Consider the following 22,742-nt stretch of genomic DNA (forward strand, 5'->3'; position numbering starts at 1 on the left):
GTCTCCGTGTAGTTACCGCCGCTTATCGCACCAAAACATGCGGATCATCCATATTTCACCACGGGTCTCCATCAGTCCCGGGAATCACCCCGCACCACGCGGTCCCCGAGAGTGGCGGCGGGGACCGCCGCCATCATCGACACGAGAGGGTCCTGCCGGTAGCCGAGCCGCACGTGGTCGGGCTGGACGGAGAGGGTGAAGTCGGGGGAGGGCGCCAACGTCCGCTCCAGCTCCGGAGTGATCACCGGGACGGTGGTCCGGAACCCGCAGCGGCGGAGCCGCCGGAGCCAGGCGGCGGTGGGCTCATGCCGTTCGTACCGGCTGCGCTCGTCGACGGCGCCGACGATGTCGATGATCTCCCGGCCGAAGAAGCTCTTCATGGCGTCGTGCTCGGCGCGGGTGAGGGGGGCGGCGTCGATGGCCTCGAAGAGCGTGCCGAACATCTGCCACGAGTTGGCGAACCGCTCCGGCAGGCTCGCCCGGTGGTGGTCGGAGTCCGGTTCGCACAGCGCGACGGCGGCCGGCTCCAGGGCGCGCAGGCGGTGCAGGAAGACGTCGCGCGCGTCCTGCCCCGGGTGCGGGTCGATCATGTGGTGCAGGGCGAACGAGGCCGTCGCCAGCAGCGGGCGCGGCGACCGGCCGATCAGCGTCCAGGCGTCCTCGTCCAGTTCCTCGGTGGCGGCGGGCACGGAGTGGAAGGTCACCTCGATCCCGTGTTCGGCGCCGGCGCGCTTCAGGTTGATCTCGGCGGCGGCCAGGCTGTCGACGGCGGGATCGACGCCGATGACGACCAGCCGGCGCAGAGGCAGGCCTCCGGTGGCGGCCTGGGCCAGCAGGGCGCTCTCCTGGTGCCCCTGGCCGATGCCGATCGACAGCACGGTCGCGGTGGCGTGCCCCCGCAGCCGGTCCAGCAGGTGCGCGTTGGCCAGCATGCCCACACGCACGAAAGGCAGATGCTCGGTGAGGAGGCGGAACAGGTCGATCTGCGGCTGGTCGTACCCCCGCAGGTAGATGTTCTCCCTCCGGTGCCCCTCGACACGGCCGGACAGTCCCGCCAGGTAGTAGGCGGGCAGCAGGTCCCGGGCGTCGGCCTCGGGATCGAGGACGGAACGCACCCGTGCGAGCAACGTTCTCAGGTCGTGCTCCCGGTTCTGCTCGGCGGCGGCCGCCGCCAGGCGAAGCAGGGTGAAGGCGGATGATCTCATCTCGGTCGCTCCTCGGTAGGTCGGGTTCCGGCGGCACCGTGACGCCCATGCCGCCCGTATGTCGTCTCCATGCGGAAGGTCTCTAGGTTGGCCCTGGTCACAGCGTTCGGCCCCGTGAAGGGGAGCCGTCACGAGAGGGCCGCGACGGCCACCCGGTCGCGGCGCCCCTCCCGGAGCAGGGATTGCCATGGAGTACGTACTGGTCTGCTGCCGTCTTCTGGTCGGCGTGGTCTTCGCGGTCTCGGCGGCCGGCAAACTACGCGGCCGCGGCGCGTACGCCTCCTTCCGAGCCGCCGTCGGTGAGCTGGCGCCGCGGGTGCCGCTGCTGCCGCGACGCCTCGTGCCCCCCGCGGTCGTCGCCGGTGAGCTGGCCGCGGCCGTACTGCTCGCCGTTCCCGCCGCGGCCGGCGCCGGGTTCGCGATCGCGGTGGTGCTGCTGGGCGCGTTCACCATCGCGATCGCGGCGGCCGTGCGTTCCCGCCGGCGGGTCTCCTGCAACTGCTTCGGCTCCCCGTCCGCACCGGTGGGGCCCGCCCAGCTCGTCCGGAACGGGATACTCCTGACCGCTTCGCTGGCCGGGACGGTGCTCGCCTTCACCACCGCCTCCCCAGAGCCGGAACCGGCCGGGGTCGCGGTGTCGGTGGCCACCGGCCTGACCGGAGCCGGCCTGGTCCTGCTCACCGAGGAGATCGCCGAGCTGTTCCGGCCGCTCGCCTGACCGCCACGGCGGGTGCCGGTGGCGGTGCGGCCGTTGCGGCCGGGGAGCCGCCGGCCTCTCACACCGGCGTGCACCCGCCCGGACCGCTGAGCGCGACGCGGCTCCGGGGCGCCGGCCGGTGGCCGGCCGCCCGGTGGGAGCGCACGGTCACGGGATGCGCCGGACCCGGGCGCCCGTCCGGACCCGGAGCCATCGAACCGCGAACCGCGTGATCATCCCGGCGGAGCACGGAGAGATGCAGCTCGCGCAGCTCGGCGGAGAGGTCCAGCCCCAGCCGGTCGCCGAGTGTCGCGGTGGCACGGTCCCATGCCGAGATCGCCCCCGCCGCGTCGCCGCCCAGGTAGTAGGCGCGCATCAGGTGCGCCCAGGAGTTCTCCCGGAAGGGCGCGGCGCTCAGTATGTCGAGGATCTCCGGGACGAGCTCGATCGTACGGCCACGGCACAGGCGGGCCTCCACCAGTCGTTCCCGCGCCGTCAGGTGCAGCTCGTCGAAGGCGGCGAACCGGGCTCTCAACCGCTCGGAGGCGGTGCAGTCCTGTCCGATGGACCCCTGCCACAGCTTGAGGGCTTCGGCGAGGGTCGTCTCAGCCGTGCTCACGGACCGCGCACGCAGCTCGGCGAAACCCCGGTCGGTCAGCCGCTTGAACCTGATCGCATCGACCTCCTCGGGGGCGGCCAGCAACCGGTAGCCTCCCCCGCCTCCCCGCAGGGTGCCCAGCCGCTCCCGCAGGTCCAGCGCCGCCAGCTGACCGCGCAGGCGGGCCACGTGCAGCCGCAGGTTCTTGCGGGCGGAGTCGGGCGGGCTCTCCCACAGGGAGCCCATCAGCTGCTCCACCGTGACGAAGCGCCCCTCCTCGAGGAGGAGCGCGGCGAGCAACCCCCTGATCGGGGCTGAGGCGATGACGAGAGACGTGTCGGCGTTCTCGACCTGGACACGTCCCAGCAGACGGAAGAACATCGTCGAGACCTCTCCTCGGTATTCGATCGGACGGTTCTCGAAGCGACCGGTCGCGGGGGGATGTCTCCCGGGTGCCTCGCCGCACGCGTCGGCGGTCGGCCCCTCCGCGCGTGCTCCTCCAGGATGGAGGAGAGATCGGCGGCGATCCTGAGTGATGACTACTCAAATCGAGACGATCCGTGCTCATCCGGGATGGCGGCCGTGCCCGCCGCCGGTTCACACGCTCGTGCGGCCGAGGCGCTCGGCCAGTTCCCCGCGGGTCGAGACGCCCAGCTTCACATAGACGCGCTGCAGGTGGTTGTCCACCGTCCTGACGGAGATCGTCAGTTTGGCCGCGACGTCCTTGCTGGCCAGCCCCTCGGCGGCCAGGATCGCGACCTCCTTCTCCCTGGCCGTGAGCGGCATGGCCGCGCCGGCCGTCCGCAACACGGGCGTCCGCGCGCCCTCGCACCGGGCGGCGTTCGCCGCCGACCGCGCCGCGGCGGCGGAGGCCTGCCGGGGGTGCCCGGAGCCGCGCCACAGCTCCGCCGCCGCGCCCGCCGCCTCCGCCGCGAGCAGGTTCGCCCCCATCCGGTCGAAGTCCCCGGCCACCGCAGACAGGCCGTCCGGGTCGCCCGAGGCCAGCGCGGCGGCCAGCCGTGCCCGGGCGTCCGTGAAGGGACCCCCGGCCCTCGCGAGCTCCGCGAGGCGGCCCGCCGCCTCGGCGGCGCCCCCGAGTCGCGCGAGGTCCGTCAGGAGCACGGCCTCGGAGGAGAACTGGCCCCGCTCGCGGGCCTCGGCCGCCGCCGCCCGCAGCACCGCCCTGGCCTCGCCCTGCTCCCCGCGCGCCACGTGCGTCCACGCCTCGCCGAGCCGCTCCTCGGGCACGTGCACCGGCGCCGCGAGCCCGGCGTGCTCGGCGAGGGCGGCCTCCGCCGCGCGCACGTCCCCCTGCAGCGCGGCGGCCGCCGCGAGGCCGGCGAGGGCGAGCGGACGGATGATCACCCCCTGGGGGCGGGTGTCGTGCACGATCTCCGCGTACCGGCGGCGCGCCGAGGCCGGCCGGCCGGCCAGCCAGGCGTTGCGGGCGAGGGGGAAGGCCAGGAGGGTGCGCTGCCATCCGGTCGGCGCCCCGGCCGGGCCGGTGCAGGCGTGCTCGCCTGCGGCGCGGGCCTCCTCCAGGCGTCCGCTCTCGGTCAGGGCCAGGACGAGGGCGGACCGCGCGGCCGCCTCCTGCGGGCTGTGGCCCCTGCCCTCCTCCTTCGCCTTCGCGCACAGGGCCACGGCCCGCTCGGCCCAGCGCACCGCCTCCTCTCCGTGCCCCAGGAAGGCCAGCCCGCTGGCCCTCGTCGCCGCGGCGGCCGTCCACGTCACCGCGGCCGCGAGGTCGCCCGCCGGCGGTTCCTCCTCCGGCATGCCGTCGAGCAGGCCGAGGCTCTCGGCGTGGTACCCCAGGCTGGAGAGGATGTTGGCCTCGTTCACCCGCAGCACCCACAGGCCCGCGGGGCTGGTGACACGGTCGCGCGCGGCGTCGTTCGCCGCGACGGCCTCCTCCCGGGCCGCGCCGCGGCACCACATGAGGTTGTGCGTGCGCGCCAGCGCCACCGCGAGCGCGCGGCGCTCCGTGGCGGCGGCCCCGTCCGCCCTGCGCAGCGTGTCCTCGGCCTCCTGCGGCCGGCCCGCCTCCGACAGCGTACGGCCGAGCAGGAGCAGCGCCGGGAAGGTGAGGTCCTCTCCGGGAATCGCCCGGAGGAAGACGAGCGCGCCGGCGTGGTCGCCGCCGTACGAGGCGAGCCGGGCGGCCTGGAGGAGGAGGGCCGGGTCGGCAGTGCCGGTGCCGGCGAGCCGGTAGGAGGCCAGGCGCATGGCGTCCTCCCGGCGGCGCGCGCCGGTCCGTTCCAGCCTGTCCGCCTGCTCGCGCAGGATCTCCCGGCGGCGCGGCTCGGTGACGTCCGCGGGCAGCACCTCCGCGTAGAGGGGGTGCGCCAGCCGGGCGTACACACGGCGTCCCTCCCGTACGGTGGTGACGAGTCCGGCCCGCTCCAGCTCGTCCAGGACCTCGGCGCCGGGCTCGCGCTCCAGGTCGGCGACGGACACCGGGCCGCACAGCGCGAGGACGTCGAGGACGCGGCGCGCGCGCGGGGCCACCGCCGCGAGCCGGTGGCGGATCAGGTCCGTGAGGCGGCGGGTGACCGGGAGGGGCTCGGCGGCGGCCAGCCGCCAGATCTCCCCGTCGTTCGCCAGCCTGCCTTCGGCCAGCGCACCGCGCACCAGTTCGCCCAGGTAGAGCGGGTTGCCGCCGCTCGCGGCGTGCAGCCGGTCGACGGTCTCTCGGTGGACGTGCCCGGCCAGGGCGGCCTGGAGGAGCCCGTTCGCCTCCCGCCACGTCAGCGGCACGAGGTCCGCGTGATGGACGGCGTCGCCCCGCCCGAGCGTCACGACGCTCTCCGCGGACGAGGCGTCCGAGTGCACCGTGCCCAGCAGGAACACGGCGCCGGTCTCCATGAGCTGGCGCAGCAGCAGGGCCGAGGCGGAGTCGAGCAGGTGCAGATCGTCGATGAGCAGGACGAGGCGGGCGGCCGCGGTGTAGGCCCGCGACATGAGCCGGACCGCGGTCGCGAAGCCCGCGACGGGGTGCGACAGGTCCACCCCGTCCGGCAGCAGATGGGCTATCGCCCCGAGCGGGATCTCGGCCGCCGCGCCGGTCGCGGCGGCGCGGCCCACGGCGTGCCCCCGCAGGCCGGCGACGGCGAGGCACTCCTCCGCCAGCCGTGTCTTGCCGACGCCGGGCTCACCGAAGATCAGGAACCCGCTGTAACCGGTTTCATCGAGGGCCGCCTCGAAGGCCTTCAACTCCGCGTCGCGGCCCACCAGGGACCACCGTCTCGGCACCACCTCAGCCGTCGCCACCGCGGGCCTCTCCTTCCATCGGAATCGAGCGTGTCGTGCGGGGGCCGGTCGGCGAGGCCGGCCGGAGACGCCCCTTGATTGTCCGCCGGAATCCGACGACAAGGGAAGGAAAGGTGAGAAAAGGACGCCAGAGGGTCTCTACGTGATGCGAGACCCTGAGACGCGCTCCCGGACCGCAGAGCCCGGCCCTCTCTCCGGAAGGAGGTGCGGAGCCAACGGGGCGTTCGAGGGCCGAGCCCGCCGGGCGGACGCCCCCAGGGCCGATCAGACCTCTTCAGGACGTTCGTGCAGGTCAGACCGCTTTAGGAGAGCTTCCGGAGCCTGGTCACGGCCTCGTCGATGACCTCGTCGCGTTTGCAGAAGGCGAAGCGGACGAAGTGCCGGCCGCGCTCGGGGTGGGCGTAGAAGACCTGGGTGGGGACGGCGACCACCCCGGCCAGGGACGGGAGCTCACGGGCCAGGGCCAGGCCGTCGGTGAAGCCCAGCGGGCGGATGTCGGCCTGGACGAAGTAGGTCCCGTCGGGGCGGTAGACGTCGAGACCGGCGGCCGACAGCCCCGCGGTGAGGCGGTCCCGCTTGGCCTGCAGGTCGGTGCGGAGGTCGGCCACCCAGTCCAGCTCGTGGCGCAGGGCGTAGGCCACGGCGAGCTGCCAGGGGGCGGAGGCGGTGAAGGTGAGGAACTGCTTGACCGTCTGCACCGCCCGGACGAACGGCGCCGGAGCGCAGATCCAGCCCGTCTTCCAGCCCGTCACCGAGAAGGTCTTACCCGCCGAGGAGATCATCACGGTGCGCTCGCGCATGCCCGGCAGGGTGGCGAGCGGGATGTGCGGGACGCCGTCGAAGGTCAGGTGCTCGTAGACCTCGTCGGTGATCGCGACCAGGTCGTGTTCGGCGCAGAGCCCGGCGATGGTCTCCAGCTCCGCCCGGGTGAACACGGTCCCGGTCGGGTTGTGCGGGGAGTTGACCAGGATCGCCCGGGTCCGGGGCCCGGCCGCCGCCCGCAGCTCGGCCGGGTCGAAGGTGAAGCGGCCCCCGGCGGGACGGAGCGTGACCGGGCGGAGCACGGCCCCGGCCAGCGCGACGGAGGCGGCGTAGGAGTCGTAGTAGGGCTCGAAGACGATCACTTCGTCACCGGCCTCGCAGAGCGCCAGGACCGCCGCCGCGATCGCCTCGGTCGCCCCCACGGTGACCAGGACCTCCCCGTCGGGGTCGTAGGCCAGGTCGTAGTGGTCCTCGCGGTGCTCGGAGACGGCCTGGCGCAGCTCCGGGACGCCGGGGCCGGGAGGGTACTGGTTGAGGCCGTCGCGGATCGCCTCGACCGCCCGCTCCAGCATCGCGGGCGGCCCGTCGGTGTCGGGGAAGCCCTGTCCCAGGTTGACCGAGCCCGTCCGCAGGGCGAGCGCCGTCATCTCGGCGAAGATCGTCGTACCGAACTCGCGCATCCGCGCCACCAGGGGATCGCTCACGGACGCCAGCGTAGCGGGCACGCCACGGGTGGCCCCGGCCGAGCAGACCCCGGCGGGTCCGCACGGGCCCGAGCAGACCCCGGCGGCTCCGCACGGGCCCGAGCGGAGCCGGGAGGGTCCGCGCCCCATGGCATGCCCCGCCGCCAGGCGATGACGGTGTCACGGCGTCCCCGGAAACTGTACGGTTTCCGGGGACACGGGGAGGATTCGACGGTGTTGGTGATCCACGGGGTCTGGGTCGGCGATCGGCTGGCGCTCTGGGCGGAGGATCCGTCCCGCCCCGCTCTGGGCGTCTCCCGGGCGAAGGTCCGCCCGCATCCGTTCGCGGCTCCGGCGGCGGACGTCTCCGCCTGCCTGCGGCACTGGGGGGAGGCCGCGGGCAAGGCCGTCGCGGACGAGCTCGTCCTGCTCCTGCCGAGCTCGGCCCGGGGGCCGCTGCCCTCCCCCGAGTCCGGGATGGAGGCCGCCGCCCGGCAGCCGAGAATCGCCTCCTGGCGGGTTCCCACCCTGGTCGTCGCGCCCGGCGCGGCGCTGGACCTGCTCGACCGCCTCGACGAGGCGGTCCGGCGCCCCGCGGAGGAGCGCGAGCCCGACGGGTCCCCGGACGGGGCGGACGGCCCGCCGGTGCCGGTTCCGGGAGCGTCCCTGCGTTATCTCACCGTCGTCGCGGAGTACGCGCGCGAGCTGGTCCGCCGCGGCCAGGTGCTGCCCCAGCTCGTCGCCGAGGAGGAGGGCCACGCGGCGCGGTGGCGGCCGGTGCTGACCGGCCCCTACGCCGACCGCTTCCGCGAGCTCGCCACCGCGATGCCTCCCGTCTGCCGGGCCGCCGAGGAGGAACGGCCCTCGGCCCACGTGCTGGTGGAGGCCCTGGCAGGCCTCACCGACGCGGCGGTGCGGCGGGCCCTCCCCGACCGGTTGCTCGGCGGCCACCGGCCGGGGCGCCGCAGCCCGATCGCGGACCGCTGGACGGTGGCGCTCACCGGGGAGGACGCCGTGCTCGGCGCGCTGACCCGGGCCGAGGCGGACGGTCTGGCCCGGCCGCTCCAGGAGTGGTTCAGGTCGGCGCACCTGCTCGACACCGCGGTCAGGGTCTGCTTCCGCCTGACCGAACCCGAACCCGAACCCGGTTCCCGGCTCGAACCGGCGTCCGGACCCGCCCCCCGGGCCGATCTCGTCGCGGAGTACGGCGGGCACGGCGAGTCCGGTGAACGCCGTGGACGCGGCAGGTCCCGCGGCCGGTCCGCACAGCCGCCGGACAGCGCGTCCTGGCGGGTGGAGTTCGCCGTCCAGTCGTCCCAGGATCCGAGCCTCTACCTGCCGGCCCCGCTCGTCTGGGCGGGCGAGACCGCCCCCGGCCTTCCCGCCCGCCCCGACGAGGCGCTGCTCGCCGGGCTGGGCCGGGCCGCGCGGCTCTACCCCGCGCTGGAGGAGCCGCTGCGCACCCCCGCGCCCTCGGAGCTCGTCCTGGACACCGCGGGCGCGTTCCTGTTCCTCCGCCGGACCGCTCCGCTCCTCGCGGCCGCCGGGTTCGGCGTGCAGCTGCCCGCCTGGGCGGGCCGGACGAAGCTGGGGCTCAAGCTCACGGCCCGCTCCCAGGAGACCGGCCCGGGGGCGGCCTCCGGCCAGGGGTTCGGGCTGGACCAGCTGGTGGACTTCCGCATGGACCTGGCCATCGGCGACGAGGCGATCGACGAGGAGGAGCTGGCCGAGCTGGCCAGGCTCAAGGTGCCGCTGGTCCGGGTGCGGGGCCGCTGGGTCGAGCTGGACGACCGGCAGCTCGACGCCGCGCTGAAGGCCGTCGAGAACCGCCGGGCGGGCGTGATGACGGTCGCCGAGGTGGTCCGGGAGGTCGTCCGGGGCGGCGACGACGGGGTGCCGCTGGTCGAGGTGGACGCCGACGGCCTGCTGGGGGACCTGCTCTCCGGCGAGGCGGACCGCCGCCTGGAGCCGATCGCGACCCCGGCGGCGTTCCACGGCGTGCTCCGGCCGTACCAGGAGCGCGGGCTGTCCTGGCTCGGCTTCATGTCGGGCCTCGGGCTCGGCGGCGTCCTCGCCGACGACATGGGCCTGGGCAAGACCGCGCAGACCCTGGCCCTGCTCCTGGACGAGCGCGCCGGCGGCGCCCGGCCGGGCCCGACCCTGCTGGTGTGCCCGATGTCCCTGCTCAGCAACTGGCAGAAGGAGGCGGCCAGGTTCGCCCCCTCGCTCGACGTCTACCTGCACCACGGCGCCGCCCGGCTGCGCGGCGACGAGCTGGCCGAGCGGGCGGCGCGGGCCGATCTCGTCCTCACCACGTACGGCACCGCCCTGCGGGACCGGGAGGCCCTGGCGGCTCTCTCCTGGGCACGGGTCGTCTGCGACGAGGCGCAGGCCATCAAGAACAGCGCCGCCCGGCAGGCGCAGGCCGTACGGTCCCTCCCGGCGGGGAGCAGGCTCGCGCTGACCGGCACCCCGGTCGAGAACCACCTGGCGGAGCTCTGGTCGATCATGGAGTTCTGCAACCCCGGGCTGCTCGGCTCGGCCAAGGTGTTCCGGGAGCGCTACCAGGAGCCGATCGAGCGGCACGGCGACGAGCAGGCGGCGGCCGCGCTCAGACGGGCCACCGGGCCGTTCGTGCTGCGGCGCCTCAAGACCGACAAGACGATCATCTCCGACCTGCCGGACAAGATGGAGATGAAGATCTGGTGCAACCTCACTCCCGAGCAGGCGACCCTGTACCAGGCCGTGGTCGAGGACATGATGTCCAGGATCGACAGCAGTGAGGGCATCGAGCGGCGCGGCAACGTGCTCGCCGCCATGACGAAGCTCAAGCAGGTCTGCAACCACCCGGCTCACCTGCTCAAGGACGGGTCGCGGCTGCCCGGCCGGTCGGGGAAGCTGGCCCGGCTGGAGGAACTGGCCGAGGAGATCGTCAGCGAGGGGGACAAGGCGCTGGTGTTCACCCAGTACACCGAATTCGGCGCGCTGCTCCAGCCGTACCTCGCGGCGCACCTGGACCGGCCGGTGCTCTGGCTGCACGGCGGGCTGCCGAAGAAGCAGCGCGACGCGCTGGTCGAGCGGTTCCAGGACGACGACGAGCCGATGCTGTTCCTGCTCTCGCTCAAGGCGGCGGGCACCGGGCTCAACCTGACCGCCGCCAACCACGTGGTCCACGTGGACCGGTGGTGGAACCCCGCCGTGGAGGACCAGGCGACCGACCGGGCCTTCCGGATCGGCCAGACCCGGAACGTCCAGGTCAGGAAGTTCATCTGCGTGGGCACCCTGGAGGAGCGGATCGACGAGATGATCGAACGGAAGAAGTCCCTCGCCGAGAGCGTCGTCGGCACCGGCGAGGACTGGATCACCGGCCTGTCCACCGACCGGCTGCGCGAGCTGTTCCGGCTCGGCCCCGAGGCCGTCGCGTGAGGGGGCGCAAGCCGTCCGGGCCCGCCCGGCCGGTCCGGATCGAGGGCGGCCTGCGGGCGCGCAACCGCCGGGGATCGATCGGCGAGCAGTGGTGGTCGCGCCGGTTCGTCGACATCCTCGAGCGGATCTGCGACTCCGGCAGGCTCAGCCGGGGCCGCACGTACGCGCGGTCCGGTAAGGTCCTCGACCTGGAGCTCGCACCCGGGCTGGTCACGGCCCGGGTGCAGGGCTCCAGGCGCACGCCCTACCGGGTCGGGATCGGGATCACGGCCTACCTCGCGGACGAATGGCGCAGGCTCACCGGGGCGCTCGCCGCACAGGCGCTCTACCGGGCGAAGCTGCTCGCCGGGGAGATGCCGCCGGAGATCGAGGACGTCTTCGACGAGCACGGCCTGCCGCTCTTCCCCGACCAGCGCGACCTGGAGCTGGAGTGCACCTGCCCCGACTGGGGCTTCCCCTGCAAGCACCTGTCGGCGGTGCTGTACGTGCTGGCCGAGGCGTTCGACGACGACCCGTTCCTGGTGCTGGCCTGGCGGGGGATGGACCGGGAGGCTCTGCTCCGCTCCCTCCGCGAGGCGGGCGGCGGCGGGCCCGCGGCCCGGCCGGGGCTGTTCGACGTGGCCGACGCGCCGTTCGCCGAGCGGCTGGCGGACTTCTACCAGCCGGGCGTCTCCCCGGCCCGCCTGCGCGAGCACGCGCAGCTGCCCGACACCCCGCCCGACCTGCTGCTGCGCATCCTCGACGCGCCGCCGGTCAAGGCGCGGCACATCCCGATCCTGGACCTCCTGCGACCCGCCTACCGCAGGCTCGCCGGAGACGACGACACCTGAGGTCCTCCTCCCCGCGCCGCTCCGGGTGCGGGGAGGAGGACGTCACAGCTGCGAGGAGGACGTCACAACTGCTCGGCGATGGCCTCGCGGTACCAGTGGTAGCTGGCCTTGGGCGTGCGCGCCTGGGTGGCGTAGTCGACGTGGACGAGGCCGAAGCGGGCGGCGTAGCCGCGGGCCCACTCGAAGTTGTCCAGCAGCGACCAGCAGAAGTAGCCGCGCACGTCCACCCCCGCGCCGATGGCCGCCGCGGTGGCGGCCAGGTGGTCGCGCAGGTAGTCGACGCGGCCGGTGTCGTCGAGCTCGCCGGCGTCGCCGTAGCCGTTCTCGGTGATGAAGACCGGCGGCAGCCCGGGGTAGCGGGCGGCCAGGCCGGTGAGGGTGTCGTGCAGGCCGCGCGGCTCGATGCGCCAGCCGAGCCCGCTGACCGGCGGCCCGTCGGGCGCCACCGTGCGCACGCCGATGTCGAAGGCCGAGCGCAGCGCCGGGTCGGGCTGCTCGTACGGCGCGTCGGCGGCGTGGATCGGGTAGTAGTAGTTCACCCCGAGGAAGTCCAGCGGCGCCGAGATGAGCGCCAGGTCGCCGTCGCGGCGGAACGAGAAGTCGCTGATCTCCCCGTAGACCTTCGCCATGTCGCCGGGGTAGGCGGCGCCCAGCAGCGGCTCGGTGAACTGCCGGTTGACCATCAGGTCCATCCGGCGCGCGGCGGCGGCGTCCTCGGCCGACGGGCTCGCGGGCACGGCCGGGGACATGTTGAGGGTCACGCCGATCTGCTCGCCGGGACGGGCGCTGCCCCGCATCCGGGCGACCGCCAGGCCGTGCCCGACCAGCAGGTGGTGCGCGGCGGCCAGCGCGCCGTGCCCCTCGCGGGCGCCGGGCGCGTGGCGGCCCTCGGCGTACCCGGTGATCGAGGAGCAGTAGGGCTCGTTCAGCGTGATCCAGTACGGCACGCCCTCCAGCGCCCCGTGCACGGTCTCGGCGTACTCGGCGAAACGCTCGGCGGTCTCGCGGACCCGCCAGCCGCCGCGCTCCTCCAGCGCCTGCGGCAGGTCCCAGTGGTAGAGGGTGACGAACGGGGTGATGCCGCGCTCGTTCAGCCCGTCGACCAGCCGGCGGTAGAAGTCCAGCCCCCGCCGGTTGACCCGGCCGCCCCCGTCGGGGAAGACGCGCGGCCAGGCCACCGAGAGCCGGTAGGCGCCGACGCCGAGGCCGGCCATCAGCTCCACGTCCTCCGGCCAGCGGTGGTAGTGGTCGCAGGCGGGGTCGCCCGACTCCCCCGCCGCCACCGCGCCCGGCACCCGGGAGAAGGCGTCCCAGATCGACGGGCCGCGCCCGTCGGCGTCGACCGCCCCCTCGATCTGGTACGACGAGGTGGCGACCCCCCAGACGAACCCCGGGGGGAAGAGCCGCGTCTGCCGGGCTCGCTCTTCGATGGCCGTCATCCCTTGATCGCTCCAGACATGATTCCTCCGATGATCTGTCTGCCGAGCAGCGCGAACACGACCACCATGGGGATGGTCGCGATCACGGTGCCGGTCAGCACGAGTGCGAAGTCCGTCGTGTAGCCGCTGGCCAGGGTGGAGAGCGCGACCTGGACGGTCGGGTTCTCCGGGGTGAGCACGACCAGCGGCCAGAAGAAGTCGTTCCAGGCCTGCATGAAGGTGAACAGGCCGAGCACGGCCGCGGCGGGCCGGGCCGCGGGCAGCACCACGTGCCAGAACAGCCGGATCGTGGTGCAGCCGTCCATCCGCCCTGCCTCCAGCAGCTCGTCGGGCACGGCGCTGGAAAGGTACTGCGTCATGAAGAAGACGCCGAACGCCGTCACCAGGCCGGGGACGATCACCGCTTCGATGCGCCCGGTCCAGCCCAGCTCCCCCATCATGATGTACAGCGGGATGATGCCGAGCTGGTGGGGGACGGTCGTGGTGGCGATCGCCGCCACCAGCAGGCCCTTGCGCCCCCGGAAGCGGAGCTTGGCGAAGGCGAACCCGGCCAGGGTCGAGAAGAGCACCACCGAGACGGTGACCGTGCCCGACACCAGGAACGAGTTGAACAGCGCCTGCCCGAAGGCGGTGGTGTCGAAGACGCGGGCGATGTTCTCGAACAGGTGGCCGCCGGGGGTCAGCACCGGCGGCACCTTGCCGATCGCGTCGTTGTCGTGCGAGGCGACGACGAGCGACCAGTAGACCGGGAACAGCGAGCCGAGCAGGAACGCGATGAGCGCCGCGTAGGTCCAGAAGCCCGCCGTACGCGGCGCGCGGACCCGGCGCCGCCTCGGCTCGCGCGGGGCGTCGGGCTTCTTCGCAGGTGCGGGGGTGAGTGTGGTCGCCATGGTTCAGCCGCTCTTGATCCGTCGGGTGATGGAGAAGTTGACCAGCGCCATGACCACGATGATCAGGCAGAGGGTCCAGGCGATCGCCGAGGCGTAGCCGAACTCGTACAGGCCGAAGCCCTGCTCGTAGAGGTAGAGCCCGACGGTCTGGAACTGCCGGTCGGAGCCGCCGGTCGGGTTGCCGGTGCCGGACTGGAAGAGCAGCGGCTCGGCGATGATCTGGAAGCCGCCGATGGTGGAGACGACGGCGGTGAAGATGATCGTCGGCCGGAGCATCGGGATGGTGATCTTCCAGAACTGGGTCCACTGCCCGGCCCCGTCGATGGTGGCGGCCTCGTACAGGTGGCCCGGTACGGCCTGCATGGCCGCCAGGTAGATCAGCGCGTTGTACCCGGTCCACCGCCAGATCACGATCACCGAGATCGCGATGTGGGAGCTGAGCGTGCCGGCCTGCCAGTCGATCGGGTCCAGGCCGACCAGCCCGATCGCCCAGTTGACCATGCCGAAGTCGCGGCCGAAGAGCTGGGCGAAGATGATCGTGACCGCGACGATCGAGGTGATGTTGGGCAGCAGCACGCCCATCCGGAAGAACGTCCGGGCGCGCAGGCTCCGGTTGAGCATGTGCGCCACGACCAGGGCGACCAGCAGCTGCGGGATCGTCGACAGCAGCCAGATGCTGACCGTGTTGAACAGCGCGTTCCAGAAGTAGTCGTCGGTGAGCAGTTCGGCGTAGTTCTCGAACCCCACCCACTGGCGGGTCGTCTCCAGCAGGTTCCAGTCCGTCATGGAGACGTAGGCGGTGTAGAGCAGCGGGAACAGGCCGAGCGCGCCGAACAGCATGAAGAAGGGGGCGATGTAGATGTACGGCGAGCCCTTCACGTCGAGCGTGTAGGCGAGGCGGCGGCGCGGCCGCGTGGTCACGGAGGTCATCGGTGTCTCATCCCTGGTACGGGTCCCCCGTACGGGCTGGCGGAGGCCTCGTGGAGGCGGCCGGGTCCCGTGGAGGCGGGCGGGTCCTCGCGGGAAGGGGAGCCGGCGAGCCCTGACCGCCCGCCGGCTCCCGGCTCTTCTCCCGGGTTCACTTCTGGATGCGGTCGATGTCCTTGAGGATCTGCGCCCAGGCCTCGTCGCCGTTCTGCTTGCCCTCCTCGACCCGGTTCATCCCGTCGCGGATGGCGGTCTGGATGTCACCGGCGCGCGGCCCCTGGTACTGCGGCTTGAGGTTGAGCGCCGCGGTGGTGAAGATCTCGCCGATGGGGGCGTCGTTGAAGAACTCGTGGGTCAGCTTCTTGACCTCGGGCTTGTCGTAGGTCGCCACGGTCGACGGCAGGATGCCGTGCTTGGTGAACACCTTGATCTGCTGCTCGGGGGCGGTCAGCCAGGCGATCAGCTCGACGGCCTCCTTGGGGTGCTTGCTCTGGGCGGGCACGGTCAGGTAGGCCCCGCCCCAGTTGCCGCCGCCGCCGGGGATGGCGGCCACGTCCCACTGGCCGGCGAACTCCTTGCCCTGGTCCTGGATCTTGGCGAGCATCCAGGCGGGGCAGGCGATGGTGGCGAACTGGCTCTTGGCGAAGCCGGTGTTCCACGCCGGCGAGCTGCCGACGAGCTTGGCGGACTGGCCGCCGGCGACGGCTTCCAGCGCCTGGTCGTAGGCCTTGCGGATCTCCGGGTTGGTCGCGACGACGACCTGGTCGGAGGTGTCGTAGTAGCCGACGGGCAGCTGTCCGACCATCGCGTTGAAGACCTGCGGGGCCCCGTCGAAGAAGGCGGCGCCCTCGGGCTTGTTGGCGGTGTACTTCTTGCCGGTCTCGAAGTACGACGTCCAGTCGGGCCAGAGTTTGGAGACCTCGTCGCGGTCGGTCGGCAGGCCCGCCTTCTCGAACAGGTCGCGGCGGTAGCACATGGCCAGGCCGCCGACGTCGGTGCCGTAGCCGATCTGGGCGCCTGTCTTGGCCAGGGACGCCTCCCACTTCCACGGCAGCCAGCGGTCCTTCAGGGCCGCGGCCCCGTGCTGGTTGAGGTCGGTGAAGTGCTGGGGCTGGCCGCGGAACTGGGCGATGAAGCCGGTGTCGATCCCCTCGATGTCGGCGGCGCCCTGCTTGGTCGCCAGGTGGGCGGCGAGGTTGCGGTGGTGGTCGTTGTAGGCGGAGGTCCGCTCCACGATCTTGATGTTCGGGTGCGCGGCCTCGTACTCGGCGTAGAGCTCCTTGAAGCCCATGTTGCCGAAGAGGTTCAGGCTCAGGGTGATCTTCTCGCCGCCGGAGGCGCCGGCTCCGGCGGCGCCTCCCTGCGATCCGCAGCCGGCGGCGAGCACTCCCAGCACGGCCGTTCCGGCCAGCACGCGCAGCATTCTCGAGGACATGGGACTCCTTTTTCACGGCAGGAGAGATGTGTCCCAGAGATGCGGAGGATGTGCGACCGCGGGCAACACGCGGTGGACGAGATTTCACCGACAAAACGCCGTCCTGTCAAGCGGCGAATTCACGGTGTGAAGTCCGGACCGTTCAGCGGTGCGGGAATCCGGAGCTTTCCCGCACCGGCGGAGATTGGGCCTTGACGCGCCGGGGACGGCGGGCTACGGTCCCGTGTAACCGGTTACATGAAACCGGTTACATGCAGAGATGCGATAGTGTGCGGTCGTGGCAACGATCAGAGAGCTGGCACGTCAGTGCGGCGTGTCGGTGGCGACAGTCTCCCGAGTCTTCAACAACCCCGAGGTGGTGAACCCCGACACCCGCCAGAATGTCCTCCGCGTCGCGGCGCGCATCGGCTACCTGCCGAACGAGTCCGCCCGGACCCTTGCCACAAAGAAGTCCTACATGATCGGCCTCGTCTGGGACACGCACCACCGGCGCCCCGGATGGCGGCACCCTTTTCTCCAGGAAATCCTCATCGGCCTGAAAACGGCGCTGAGCGAACGGGGATATCACCTTCTCATGCTCGCCACGAGCGACAATGAAGGCAGTCACGACCGTGCCGTGAGAAGACACAATCTCGACGGCGTGGTCTTCATCGACAACGGCACGCAGGACCCCGCCCTGCTCCGGCTCGCGGAGAGCGGCGTGCCCTGCGTCTCACTGGACCGCCCGGTCACGGGGCCCCGGGCGACCCACGTCATCTCCGACAACGCCGGCGGCGCCCGCACCGCGGTGGACCACCTGTACGAACGGGGCAGGCGGGCGATCGCCACGATCGCCGGGCCGGGCCGTACGGTGCCGGGCGCCGAGCGGCTGGCCGGCTACCGCGCCGCACTCGCCGGCCTCGGCCTGCCCGTGCGCGACGACCTCGTGGTCGAGGGCGACTTCTACCTGTCCGGGGGCTACACCGCGATGCGGCGCCTGCTGGAGGCCGACGAGCGCCCCGACGCCGTCTTCGCGGCCGGCGACGAGATGGCGATCGGCGCGATCCGCGCGATCGCCGAGGCGGGCCTGAAGGTCCCCGAGGACATCGCGGTGATCGGGTTCGACGACATCGAGCTCGCCGCACTGGTGCAGCCGGGCCTGACCACCGTCGCCCAGGACAAGGCCGGCTTCGGCACGGCCGCCGCCGCCGCCCTCGTCGCCATGATCGACGGCACCGCCGCCGTGCCGCCCCCGCCCAGCGTCCTGCCCACCGCGCTGATCGTCCGCGGCACGACATAGCATCGGCGGACTCACCGCGAAAACCCGAGGCCGATGGGGGCGACCGATGACCGCCGGGTCCGAGAACGAGCAGAAGAAGCCCTCCCGCAGGGGAGGCGTGCGTGAGAGCCTGTTCCTGCTGGGATGCGGCGTCGTGGCGGCGGTGCTGCTGCAGGCGTTCACCTTCCGGGTGTTCTGGATCCCGTCGGAGTCCATGGAGAACACCCTGCACGTGGGCGACGGCGTGGTCGTCAACAAGCTGCATGGCGCGGCCGAGCGCGGCGACGTGGTGGTCTTCAAGGGATGGGACGGCACGGACACCATCAAACGGGTCATCGCGATCGGCGGTGACACGGTCAAGTGCTGCGACGCCCAGAAGCGGATCACTGTGAACGGGATCCCCCTCGATGAGAAGGACCACCTCCACCCCGACGACTTCCCCTCGAAGGACGAGTTCGAGAAGGTCGTCCCCCAGGGCCGCCTGTGGGTCATGGGTGACCACCGCTCGGCCTCCCAGGACTCCCGTGACCACGAGGAGCACGGAGGCGAGGGGACGATCGCGGAGGACGAGGTGACCGGCCGGGCCGTGGCGGTCTTCTGGCCCCTCTCCCGGATCACCGTCCTCTCGACCCCGGACGCGTTCACCAGGGTGTTCGCCGGAGACGGATAGGGGACCGATGAGAGCCGACAGGCCTCAGAAAGTGTTGGGTAACCGGGTGATTACTCCGGATTAAGGTCTTCGGCGAGGCGTCGAGCCGCTTCGGTCTCGATCGGACCATGCGGCTCGACCTCCTCCCCGGCCAGCCGGGCGGCCATGAGCCGGATCATGGCCACCTTGATCATCGCTTCGGCGTGCGCGGTCTTGCGCTCGTAATCGCGGGCCAACCTTCTGCACCGTCCCAACCAGGAGAACGTCCGTTCCACCACCCACCTGCGGGGCAGCACCTGAAAGCCTTTCACGTCCGCGTTGCGCGGCACCGCGACGATCTCGACGTTCTCCGCCCCCGCAGCCCAGCCCACCAACCCGGAATCGACGGCGTTGACGTACCCGCCGTCCACCCACACCAGACCCACCTGCGGAAACACCCTCCGGATCCCGGACAGGACCAGCTTGGCGCCGGCCCGGTCCTGCACCGAGGCCGAATGCACCACCGCCCGCAGCACCAGACCGCAGGTGTCCACCAGCAGGTGGCGCTTGCGGCCCCGCACCCGCTTGCCCGCATCAAAGCCGATCGCCTCACCGCCCTGGCAGGTCCGCACGGACTGCGAGTCCAGCACCGCCGCCGACGGCTGCGGGTCACGGCCCTCGGCGGTGCGGACCTTCCCGCGCAGCGCGTCATGGACGCGATTTCAGGTGCCGTCGGCCGTCCAGGCGCGAAACCACCGGTAGGCCGCGTCCCACGGCGCCGGATCGTGCGGGATCAGCCGCCAGGCGCAGCCGGTGCCCAGCACGTACAGCACCGTGTCGATGATCAACCGGCGCGGGAACTTCAACGGGCGTCCGCCCCGGCGCGGGTCCCGTATGGGCGGCAACGGCGCGATCACCGCCCACTGGGCGTCGGTCAGGGACGTGTCATAGGCGGGCTTACATGCACAGACACACATACCGGTGATCCTGGCGAAGCCGGGATCCGCAAGGGCCACCACCCGGCGGCTACAGACCGAGGTTGATCAATTACCCAACACTTTCTCAGACGACTGCTACCGCTGCCCTCGCATCCCGGGGGAACACACCTCCGTCGGCTTCGTCCCTGCGTCACCGTCACCCTGCTACTTGATGAGGACAGTCCCCATCAGGCGACCTTCCACGTGCGATCACCCAGGGTCGCGACGAGATCGACCGTTCCTCCGAGCGCCGCGACGTAGGCGCGTACGACGTCGATTCCGGACACCTCGCCGTTCTCGATCTTGGAGATCCGCGCCTGTGTCACACCGAGGGCGACGGCGAGCTCCACCTGGGTGACACCGGCGGCCTTGCGCATCTCAGCGAGCTGGTAGCCCCGCACGTATGCCTCCCGACGCTGACGGGCGACCTCTCGTCCGGCTGCCCGCTCGGCATCCGAACGCGGGTCGAGCGCCCGCGCCTTCGCCTTGACCTCTGTCCACTTGGAGTATCCGCCGCTCATCATTCCTCCTCCTTCAACGCGACCAGATGCTCTTCGAATCGCTCATCGGCCAGCGGGATCGCCTGGCGATACCATCCTTCCCAATTGCCCGCCTTGTCGCCGGCCACCAGAAAGATGGCTTCGCGCGCCGGGTCGAACGCGAAGATGATCCGAATTTCACTGCTGCCCGATGAGGGCGGCCGCAGTTCCTTCATGTTGTGAAAACGGCTTCCCTGCAACCGGTCGACCAGCGGTCGGCGCGCCGTCGGCCCCTCCTCCGCGAGTTGATCGATGGCGTCCTGGATCAGATCGGCCGTCTCGGGATCGCTCACGCAGATCGCCAGGTACCACTCTTCCACCTCGGGATGCAGGCTGATTTCCCAGCTCATCGCCCTACTATAACCGATCGGTCATATCGAGGAGTCGGCATGGTTCAAAGGTTTTCGTCGGACTCGCGGGACCGGGGTGACGAATAAGGTGATCCGGTGACACGCAGGCTTCACGAGCTGGACGCGCTCCGCGGTTTCGCCATCTGCGGGATCATGGTGGTCAACACCTGGCAGCACACCCGCGGCCACCTGGAGGACCCGGGGCGGCCCCCCGTCGACTGGGCGGTGGAGAACCTGCTCCAGGGCCGGTTCTACCCGGTCTTCTCGTTCCTGTTCGGCCTGAGCTTCGTGCTGTTCCTCCGCTCCGCCGCCGGGCGGACCCCGCGCCCCCGCCTGGCGCTGCTGCGCCGCCTGGCCGTACTGGCCTGCTTCGGCGCCGTGCACTGGGCGGTCAACCCCGGCGAGGTGCTGCTGCCGTACGCGCTCTTCGGGATGCTGGTGCTGCTGCCCGCCTCGTTCCTGCCGCGCTCGGCGGTGCTGCTGCTCGGGGCCGCCGTGACGGCGTGGGCGGCCTCCCTCGGCGGCGGGTTCGTCGCCGGCGGGGTGTTCGTGGTGGTGCTCGTCCCGGGGCTGTTCCTGATCGGGGCGGCCCTGATGGAGTACCGCCCGCCCGAGCGCCTGCTGCTCCCCGCCTTCCTGGCGAGCGCGGCCGCGGGCGGGTGGCTCGTCTGGCTGTGGAACGGCACGTACGCGACGGGCCTCTACACCGCCGCCGGGCTGGCCTGCGCGGCGGCCTACTGCACCGGGCTGCTGCTGCTCCTGCGCACCCGGCTGCGCGGCCCCCTCACCGCCGTCCTCAACCCGCTCGGCCGGATGGCGCTGACGAACTACCTGATGAGCACCCCGGTCATCCTGCTGGCGCTGCCGCTGCTGACCGCCGACCCGACCCGGTGGGCGGGAGTGGCGCTGGCGGCGGCCGTGCTGGCCGTCCAGACCGCCTTCAGCCGCTGGTGGCTGGCCCGGTTCCGGTACGGCCCGCTGGAGTGGGTGTGGCGGTGCCTGACGTGGATGGAACGGGTCCCGAACCGCCGGATAGGGTCGGAGCCGTGACCCGCATCGCCCTGTGCCAGATCCCGGTCTCCACCGACCCCTCCGCCAACCTCGACCAGGTCCGCCGCTCCGTCGAGCGGGCCGCCGCCGACGGCGCGGAGCTGGCGATCCTCCCCGAGGCCTCGCTCACCCGGTACGGCCGGCGCATCACGGAGCTGGCCGAGCCGCTGGACGGGCCGTTCGTCACCGGACTGGCCGAGTCCGCCCGCGCCTTCGGCCTGTCCGTGATCGCCGGGGTGTTCGAACCGGGTTCCGCGCCGGACACCGCGACGGACACCGCGTCGAACACAGGGCCCGCCGGTGGCGGCCGCGCGCCCCGGGTGCGCAACACCGCGGTGGCCATCGGCCCCGACGGGGAGCTGAAGGCCGCCTACCGCAAGATCCACCTGTTCGACTCCTTCGGAGCGCGCGAGTCCGAGCTGGTCGAGCCGGGCGACGAGCCGGTGGTCGTGGAGCTGGCCGGGCTCCGGGTCGGCCTGGTCACCTGCTACGACCTGCGTTTCCCCGAGCTGACCCGGGCGCTGGCGGACCTCGGGGCCGACCTGTTCGCGGTGATCGCCGCGTGGGGGTCGGGGCCGATGAAGGAGGAGCACTGGACGACCCTGGTGCGGGCCCGCGCGATCGAGAACACCACCTGGACCGCGGCCGTGGGCCAGGCGCCGAACCCGGAGGCCGCCGACGGCTTCGGCATCGGCCGGAGCCTGCTGGTCGACCCGATGGGCGTGGTCCGCGCCGACCTGGGCCCGACCCCCGCCGTGCAGACGTGCGTTCTGGACCCTCAGGTCACGATTGTCACCCGCAATGCCCTCCCGTGCCTCGAACACCGGCGGCCGCCGTTCAAGAGATCGTAAAATGCCATCCGTGAGTGAGCCCCCTGGACGCAGAACACAGATGCAGAAGGTCATCCCGCCCCGGTTGCTCGTGCCCTACCTGGCCGGTCAGCGGACCGTGATCTCGGGGTACGTCTACCGGGTGCAGGACTGCGTCCGGCTGACCACCCCCGCGCAGCTCTTCATGGGCCTCGACCTGGGCTTCGACGGCTCGGAGCTGGCCGTCACCGTGCCCGAGCTCTACCTCCTGCGGTGGTTCGCCCGGGACGTGGACACCTACGTCGTGCCGTACGGCCCGCACATGGGCGGCGACTGGAACGATTCACCGCCGTTCGCCGGGAACGGCTTCACCACCTCGCGCGAGCACGTCGTGCCGCAGTTCCACACCATGCCGATGCCGATCCCCCCGGGGGCAGAGATCATCCACGTGACCATCGACCGGGAGGAGCGGCCCTTCGCCCGCTACGACGGCCTCACCTGGCGGCCCGCCCCATGAGCGCGGAGATCGAGCCGGTGGCGTCGGGCTTCGTCGCCTGTTACCGGGAGCGCACCTACGCGGCGGCCCTGGGCCCGGACGCGGGCGAGGTCGTGCTGTTCAGCGAGGAGGCCGCCGACGGCTTCGAGCCCGCCCGGGGCTACTGGCGGGCCGCGGTCGCCCGCGAGGACCTCGAGTGGCTGGTGCTGGTCCGCACGGTCGGCGCGTTCGGCGGCGAGCCGTGCCTGGTCCTGGACGCCACGGAGGAGAACGGCGAGGAGAGCCTGCACATCGCCTACACCGGGCACAGCGGGCTGAAGGCCGAGGCGCTGGGCTACTGGATGGTCGACCACGGCGCCTACGAGGTGGTGGTCCCCCGCGACGAGGTCGTCTCGGTCCGGATCGAGCGCGTCCCGGTCCCGCTCACCCCGGCGAAGTCCGAACCGTAGCCCCCGTCCCGCCCGCCCGGCCCG

At 72.3% G+C, this 22,742-nt stretch carries 20 protein-coding genes and 1 pseudogene; 9 read left to right on the forward strand and 12 right to left on the reverse strand.

Translation table 11 applies throughout. The features are described from left to right. Nucleotides 1-71 precede the first annotated feature (71 nt). Nucleotides 72-1,205: a GRAS family protein gene (locus IEZ06_RS30285; protein WP_189240108.1), complete on the reverse strand. Its 1,134-nt coding sequence runs from the start codon at nucleotides 1,203-1,205 to the stop codon at nucleotides 72-74. A 187-nt stretch (nucleotides 1,206-1,392) separates the two neighbouring features. On the opposite strand from IEZ06_RS30285, the gene IEZ06_RS30290 reads away from it, so the two are divergent. After that, nucleotides 1,393-1,923 carry a MauE/DoxX family redox-associated membrane protein gene (locus tag IEZ06_RS30290; protein WP_189240109.1) on the forward strand — a complete coding sequence of 177 codons (531 nt, stop codon included), beginning with the start codon at nucleotides 1,393-1,395 and terminating at the stop codon, nucleotides 1,921-1,923. Nucleotides 1,924-1,981: 58 nt separating this feature from the next. Here IEZ06_RS30290 and IEZ06_RS30295 read toward each other — a convergent pair whose 3' ends face one another. The 3 genes from IEZ06_RS30295 to IEZ06_RS30305 form a co-directional block, all read right to left on the reverse strand. Continuing rightward, complete coding sequence (locus tag IEZ06_RS30295; RefSeq protein ID WP_189240110.1) at nucleotides 1,982-2,881, reverse strand: AfsR/SARP family transcriptional regulator; 900 nt, start codon at nucleotides 2,879-2,881, stop codon at nucleotides 1,982-1,984. A gap of 216 nt (nucleotides 2,882-3,097) precedes the next feature. Then, the gene (locus IEZ06_RS30300) at nucleotides 3,098-5,770 is read right to left on the reverse strand and encodes a helix-turn-helix transcriptional regulator (RefSeq protein WP_203872258.1); all 2,673 of its coding nucleotides are present in this window, start codon (nucleotides 5,768-5,770) and stop codon (nucleotides 3,098-3,100) included. Nucleotides 5,771-6,072: 302 nt separating this feature from the next. Next, nucleotides 6,073-7,236 (reverse strand): pyridoxal phosphate-dependent aminotransferase, encoded by a 1,164-nt coding sequence (locus IEZ06_RS30305; protein WP_189240111.1) that lies wholly within the window; start codon nucleotides 7,234-7,236, stop codon nucleotides 6,073-6,075. Nucleotides 7,237-7,449: 213 nt separating this feature from the next. Between IEZ06_RS30305 and IEZ06_RS30310 the strand changes: the two genes are divergently transcribed. Both IEZ06_RS30310 and IEZ06_RS30315 read left to right on the forward strand, forming a co-directional pair. Then, the gene (locus IEZ06_RS30310) at nucleotides 7,450-10,641 is read left to right on the forward strand and encodes a DEAD/DEAH box helicase (RefSeq protein WP_203872257.1); all 3,192 of its coding nucleotides are present in this window, start codon (nucleotides 7,450-7,452) and stop codon (nucleotides 10,639-10,641) included. Further along, a complete protein-coding gene (locus tag IEZ06_RS30315; protein ID WP_189240112.1) occupies nucleotides 10,638-11,471 on the forward strand; it encodes an SWIM zinc finger family protein in 834 nt (277 codons plus the stop codon). The genes IEZ06_RS30310 and IEZ06_RS30315 overlap by 4 nt, the downstream gene beginning before the upstream one ends. Nucleotides 11,472-11,533: 62 nt before the next feature. On the opposite strand, the gene IEZ06_RS30320 is transcribed toward IEZ06_RS30315, so the two are convergent. The 4 genes from IEZ06_RS30320 to IEZ06_RS30335 form a co-directional block, all read right to left on the reverse strand. Further along, complete coding sequence (locus IEZ06_RS30320; protein ID WP_189240113.1) at nucleotides 11,534-12,910, reverse strand: GH1 family beta-glucosidase; 1,377 nt, start codon at nucleotides 12,908-12,910, stop codon at nucleotides 11,534-11,536. Next, on the reverse strand, nucleotides 12,907-13,800 hold the full coding sequence (locus IEZ06_RS30325) for a carbohydrate ABC transporter permease (RefSeq protein WP_189240114.1): 894 nt from the start codon (nucleotides 13,798-13,800) through the stop codon (nucleotides 12,907-12,909). Before IEZ06_RS30325 ends, IEZ06_RS30320 begins: the two co-directional genes overlap by 4 nt. A gap of 3 nt (nucleotides 13,801-13,803) precedes the next feature. Beyond that, the gene (locus tag IEZ06_RS30330) at nucleotides 13,804-14,730 is read right to left on the reverse strand and encodes a carbohydrate ABC transporter permease (protein WP_189240115.1); all 927 of its coding nucleotides are present in this window, start codon (nucleotides 14,728-14,730) and stop codon (nucleotides 13,804-13,806) included. A gap of 148 nt (nucleotides 14,731-14,878) precedes the next feature. After that, nucleotides 14,879-16,162 carry an ABC transporter substrate-binding protein gene (locus IEZ06_RS30335; protein WP_229798913.1) on the reverse strand — a complete coding sequence of 428 codons (1,284 nt, stop codon included), beginning with the start codon at nucleotides 16,160-16,162 and terminating at the stop codon, nucleotides 14,879-14,881. A gap of 277 nt (nucleotides 16,163-16,439) precedes the next feature. Here IEZ06_RS30335 and IEZ06_RS30340 point away from each other — a divergent pair, with 277 nt between their 5' ends. Then, a complete protein-coding gene (locus IEZ06_RS30340) occupies nucleotides 16,440-17,441 on the forward strand; it encodes a LacI family DNA-binding transcriptional regulator (RefSeq protein WP_189240116.1) in 1,002 nt (333 codons plus the stop codon). A gap of 46 nt (nucleotides 17,442-17,487) precedes the next feature. After that, nucleotides 17,488-18,090: a signal peptidase I gene (lepB, locus tag IEZ06_RS30345; RefSeq protein WP_189240117.1), complete on the forward strand. Its 603-nt coding sequence runs from the start codon at nucleotides 17,488-17,490 to the stop codon at nucleotides 18,088-18,090. Between the two features lie 50 nt (nucleotides 18,091-18,140). Here the strand turns inward: lepB and IEZ06_RS30350 are convergent. From IEZ06_RS30350 to IEZ06_RS30360, 4 genes and pseudogenes are all read right to left on the reverse strand, one after another. Beyond that, nucleotides 18,141-18,755 (reverse strand): annotated as a pseudogene (locus IEZ06_RS30350) (IS5 family transposase); the annotation flags it as partial. 15 nt (nucleotides 18,756-18,770) lie between these two features. Next, nucleotides 18,771-19,025 (reverse strand): transposase, encoded by a 255-nt coding sequence (locus IEZ06_RS36830; RefSeq protein WP_203872256.1) that lies wholly within the window; start codon nucleotides 19,023-19,025, stop codon nucleotides 18,771-18,773. A gap of 188 nt (nucleotides 19,026-19,213) precedes the next feature. Next, entirely contained in the window at nucleotides 19,214-19,549 is a 336-nt protein-coding gene (locus tag IEZ06_RS30355; RefSeq protein ID WP_229798915.1) for a helix-turn-helix domain-containing protein, read from the reverse strand. Further along, complete coding sequence (locus IEZ06_RS30360; protein WP_189240118.1) at nucleotides 19,546-19,914, reverse strand: type II toxin-antitoxin system RelE/ParE family toxin; 369 nt, start codon at nucleotides 19,912-19,914, stop codon at nucleotides 19,546-19,548. Before IEZ06_RS30360 ends, IEZ06_RS30355 begins: the two co-directional genes overlap by 4 nt. Nucleotides 19,915-20,010: 96 nt before the next feature. Here IEZ06_RS30360 and IEZ06_RS30365 point away from each other — a divergent pair, with 96 nt between their 5' ends. Genes IEZ06_RS30365 through IEZ06_RS30380 form a run of 4 tightly spaced genes read left to right on the forward strand, consistent with a single transcriptional unit; the run spans nucleotide 20,011 to nucleotide 22,718 of the window. Then, nucleotides 20,011-20,964: a DUF418 domain-containing protein gene (locus tag IEZ06_RS30365; RefSeq protein WP_229798917.1), complete on the forward strand. Its 954-nt coding sequence runs from the start codon at nucleotides 20,011-20,013 to the stop codon at nucleotides 20,962-20,964. Then, nucleotides 20,961-21,815, forward strand: a complete 855-nt coding sequence (locus tag IEZ06_RS30370) for a carbon-nitrogen hydrolase family protein (RefSeq protein ID WP_189240119.1) — start codon at nucleotides 20,961-20,963, stop codon at nucleotides 21,813-21,815. Before IEZ06_RS30365 ends, IEZ06_RS30370 begins: the two co-directional genes overlap by 4 nt. A gap of 10 nt (nucleotides 21,816-21,825) precedes the next feature. Next, the gene (locus tag IEZ06_RS30375; protein ID WP_229798919.1) at nucleotides 21,826-22,290 is read left to right on the forward strand and encodes a hypothetical protein; all 465 of its coding nucleotides are present in this window, start codon (nucleotides 21,826-21,828) and stop codon (nucleotides 22,288-22,290) included. Then, nucleotides 22,287-22,718: a UCP033725 family protein gene (locus IEZ06_RS30380; RefSeq protein ID WP_189240120.1), complete on the forward strand. Its 432-nt coding sequence runs from the start codon at nucleotides 22,287-22,289 to the stop codon at nucleotides 22,716-22,718. The genes IEZ06_RS30375 and IEZ06_RS30380 overlap by 4 nt, the downstream gene beginning before the upstream one ends. The last annotated feature ends 24 nt before the right edge of the window (nucleotides 22,719-22,742 follow it).

Origin of the sequence: Planomonospora antibiotica (assembly GCF_014647955.1) — a bacterium.
Lineage (GTDB): Bacteria > Actinomycetota > Actinomycetes > Streptosporangiales > Streptosporangiaceae > Planomonospora > Planomonospora parontospora.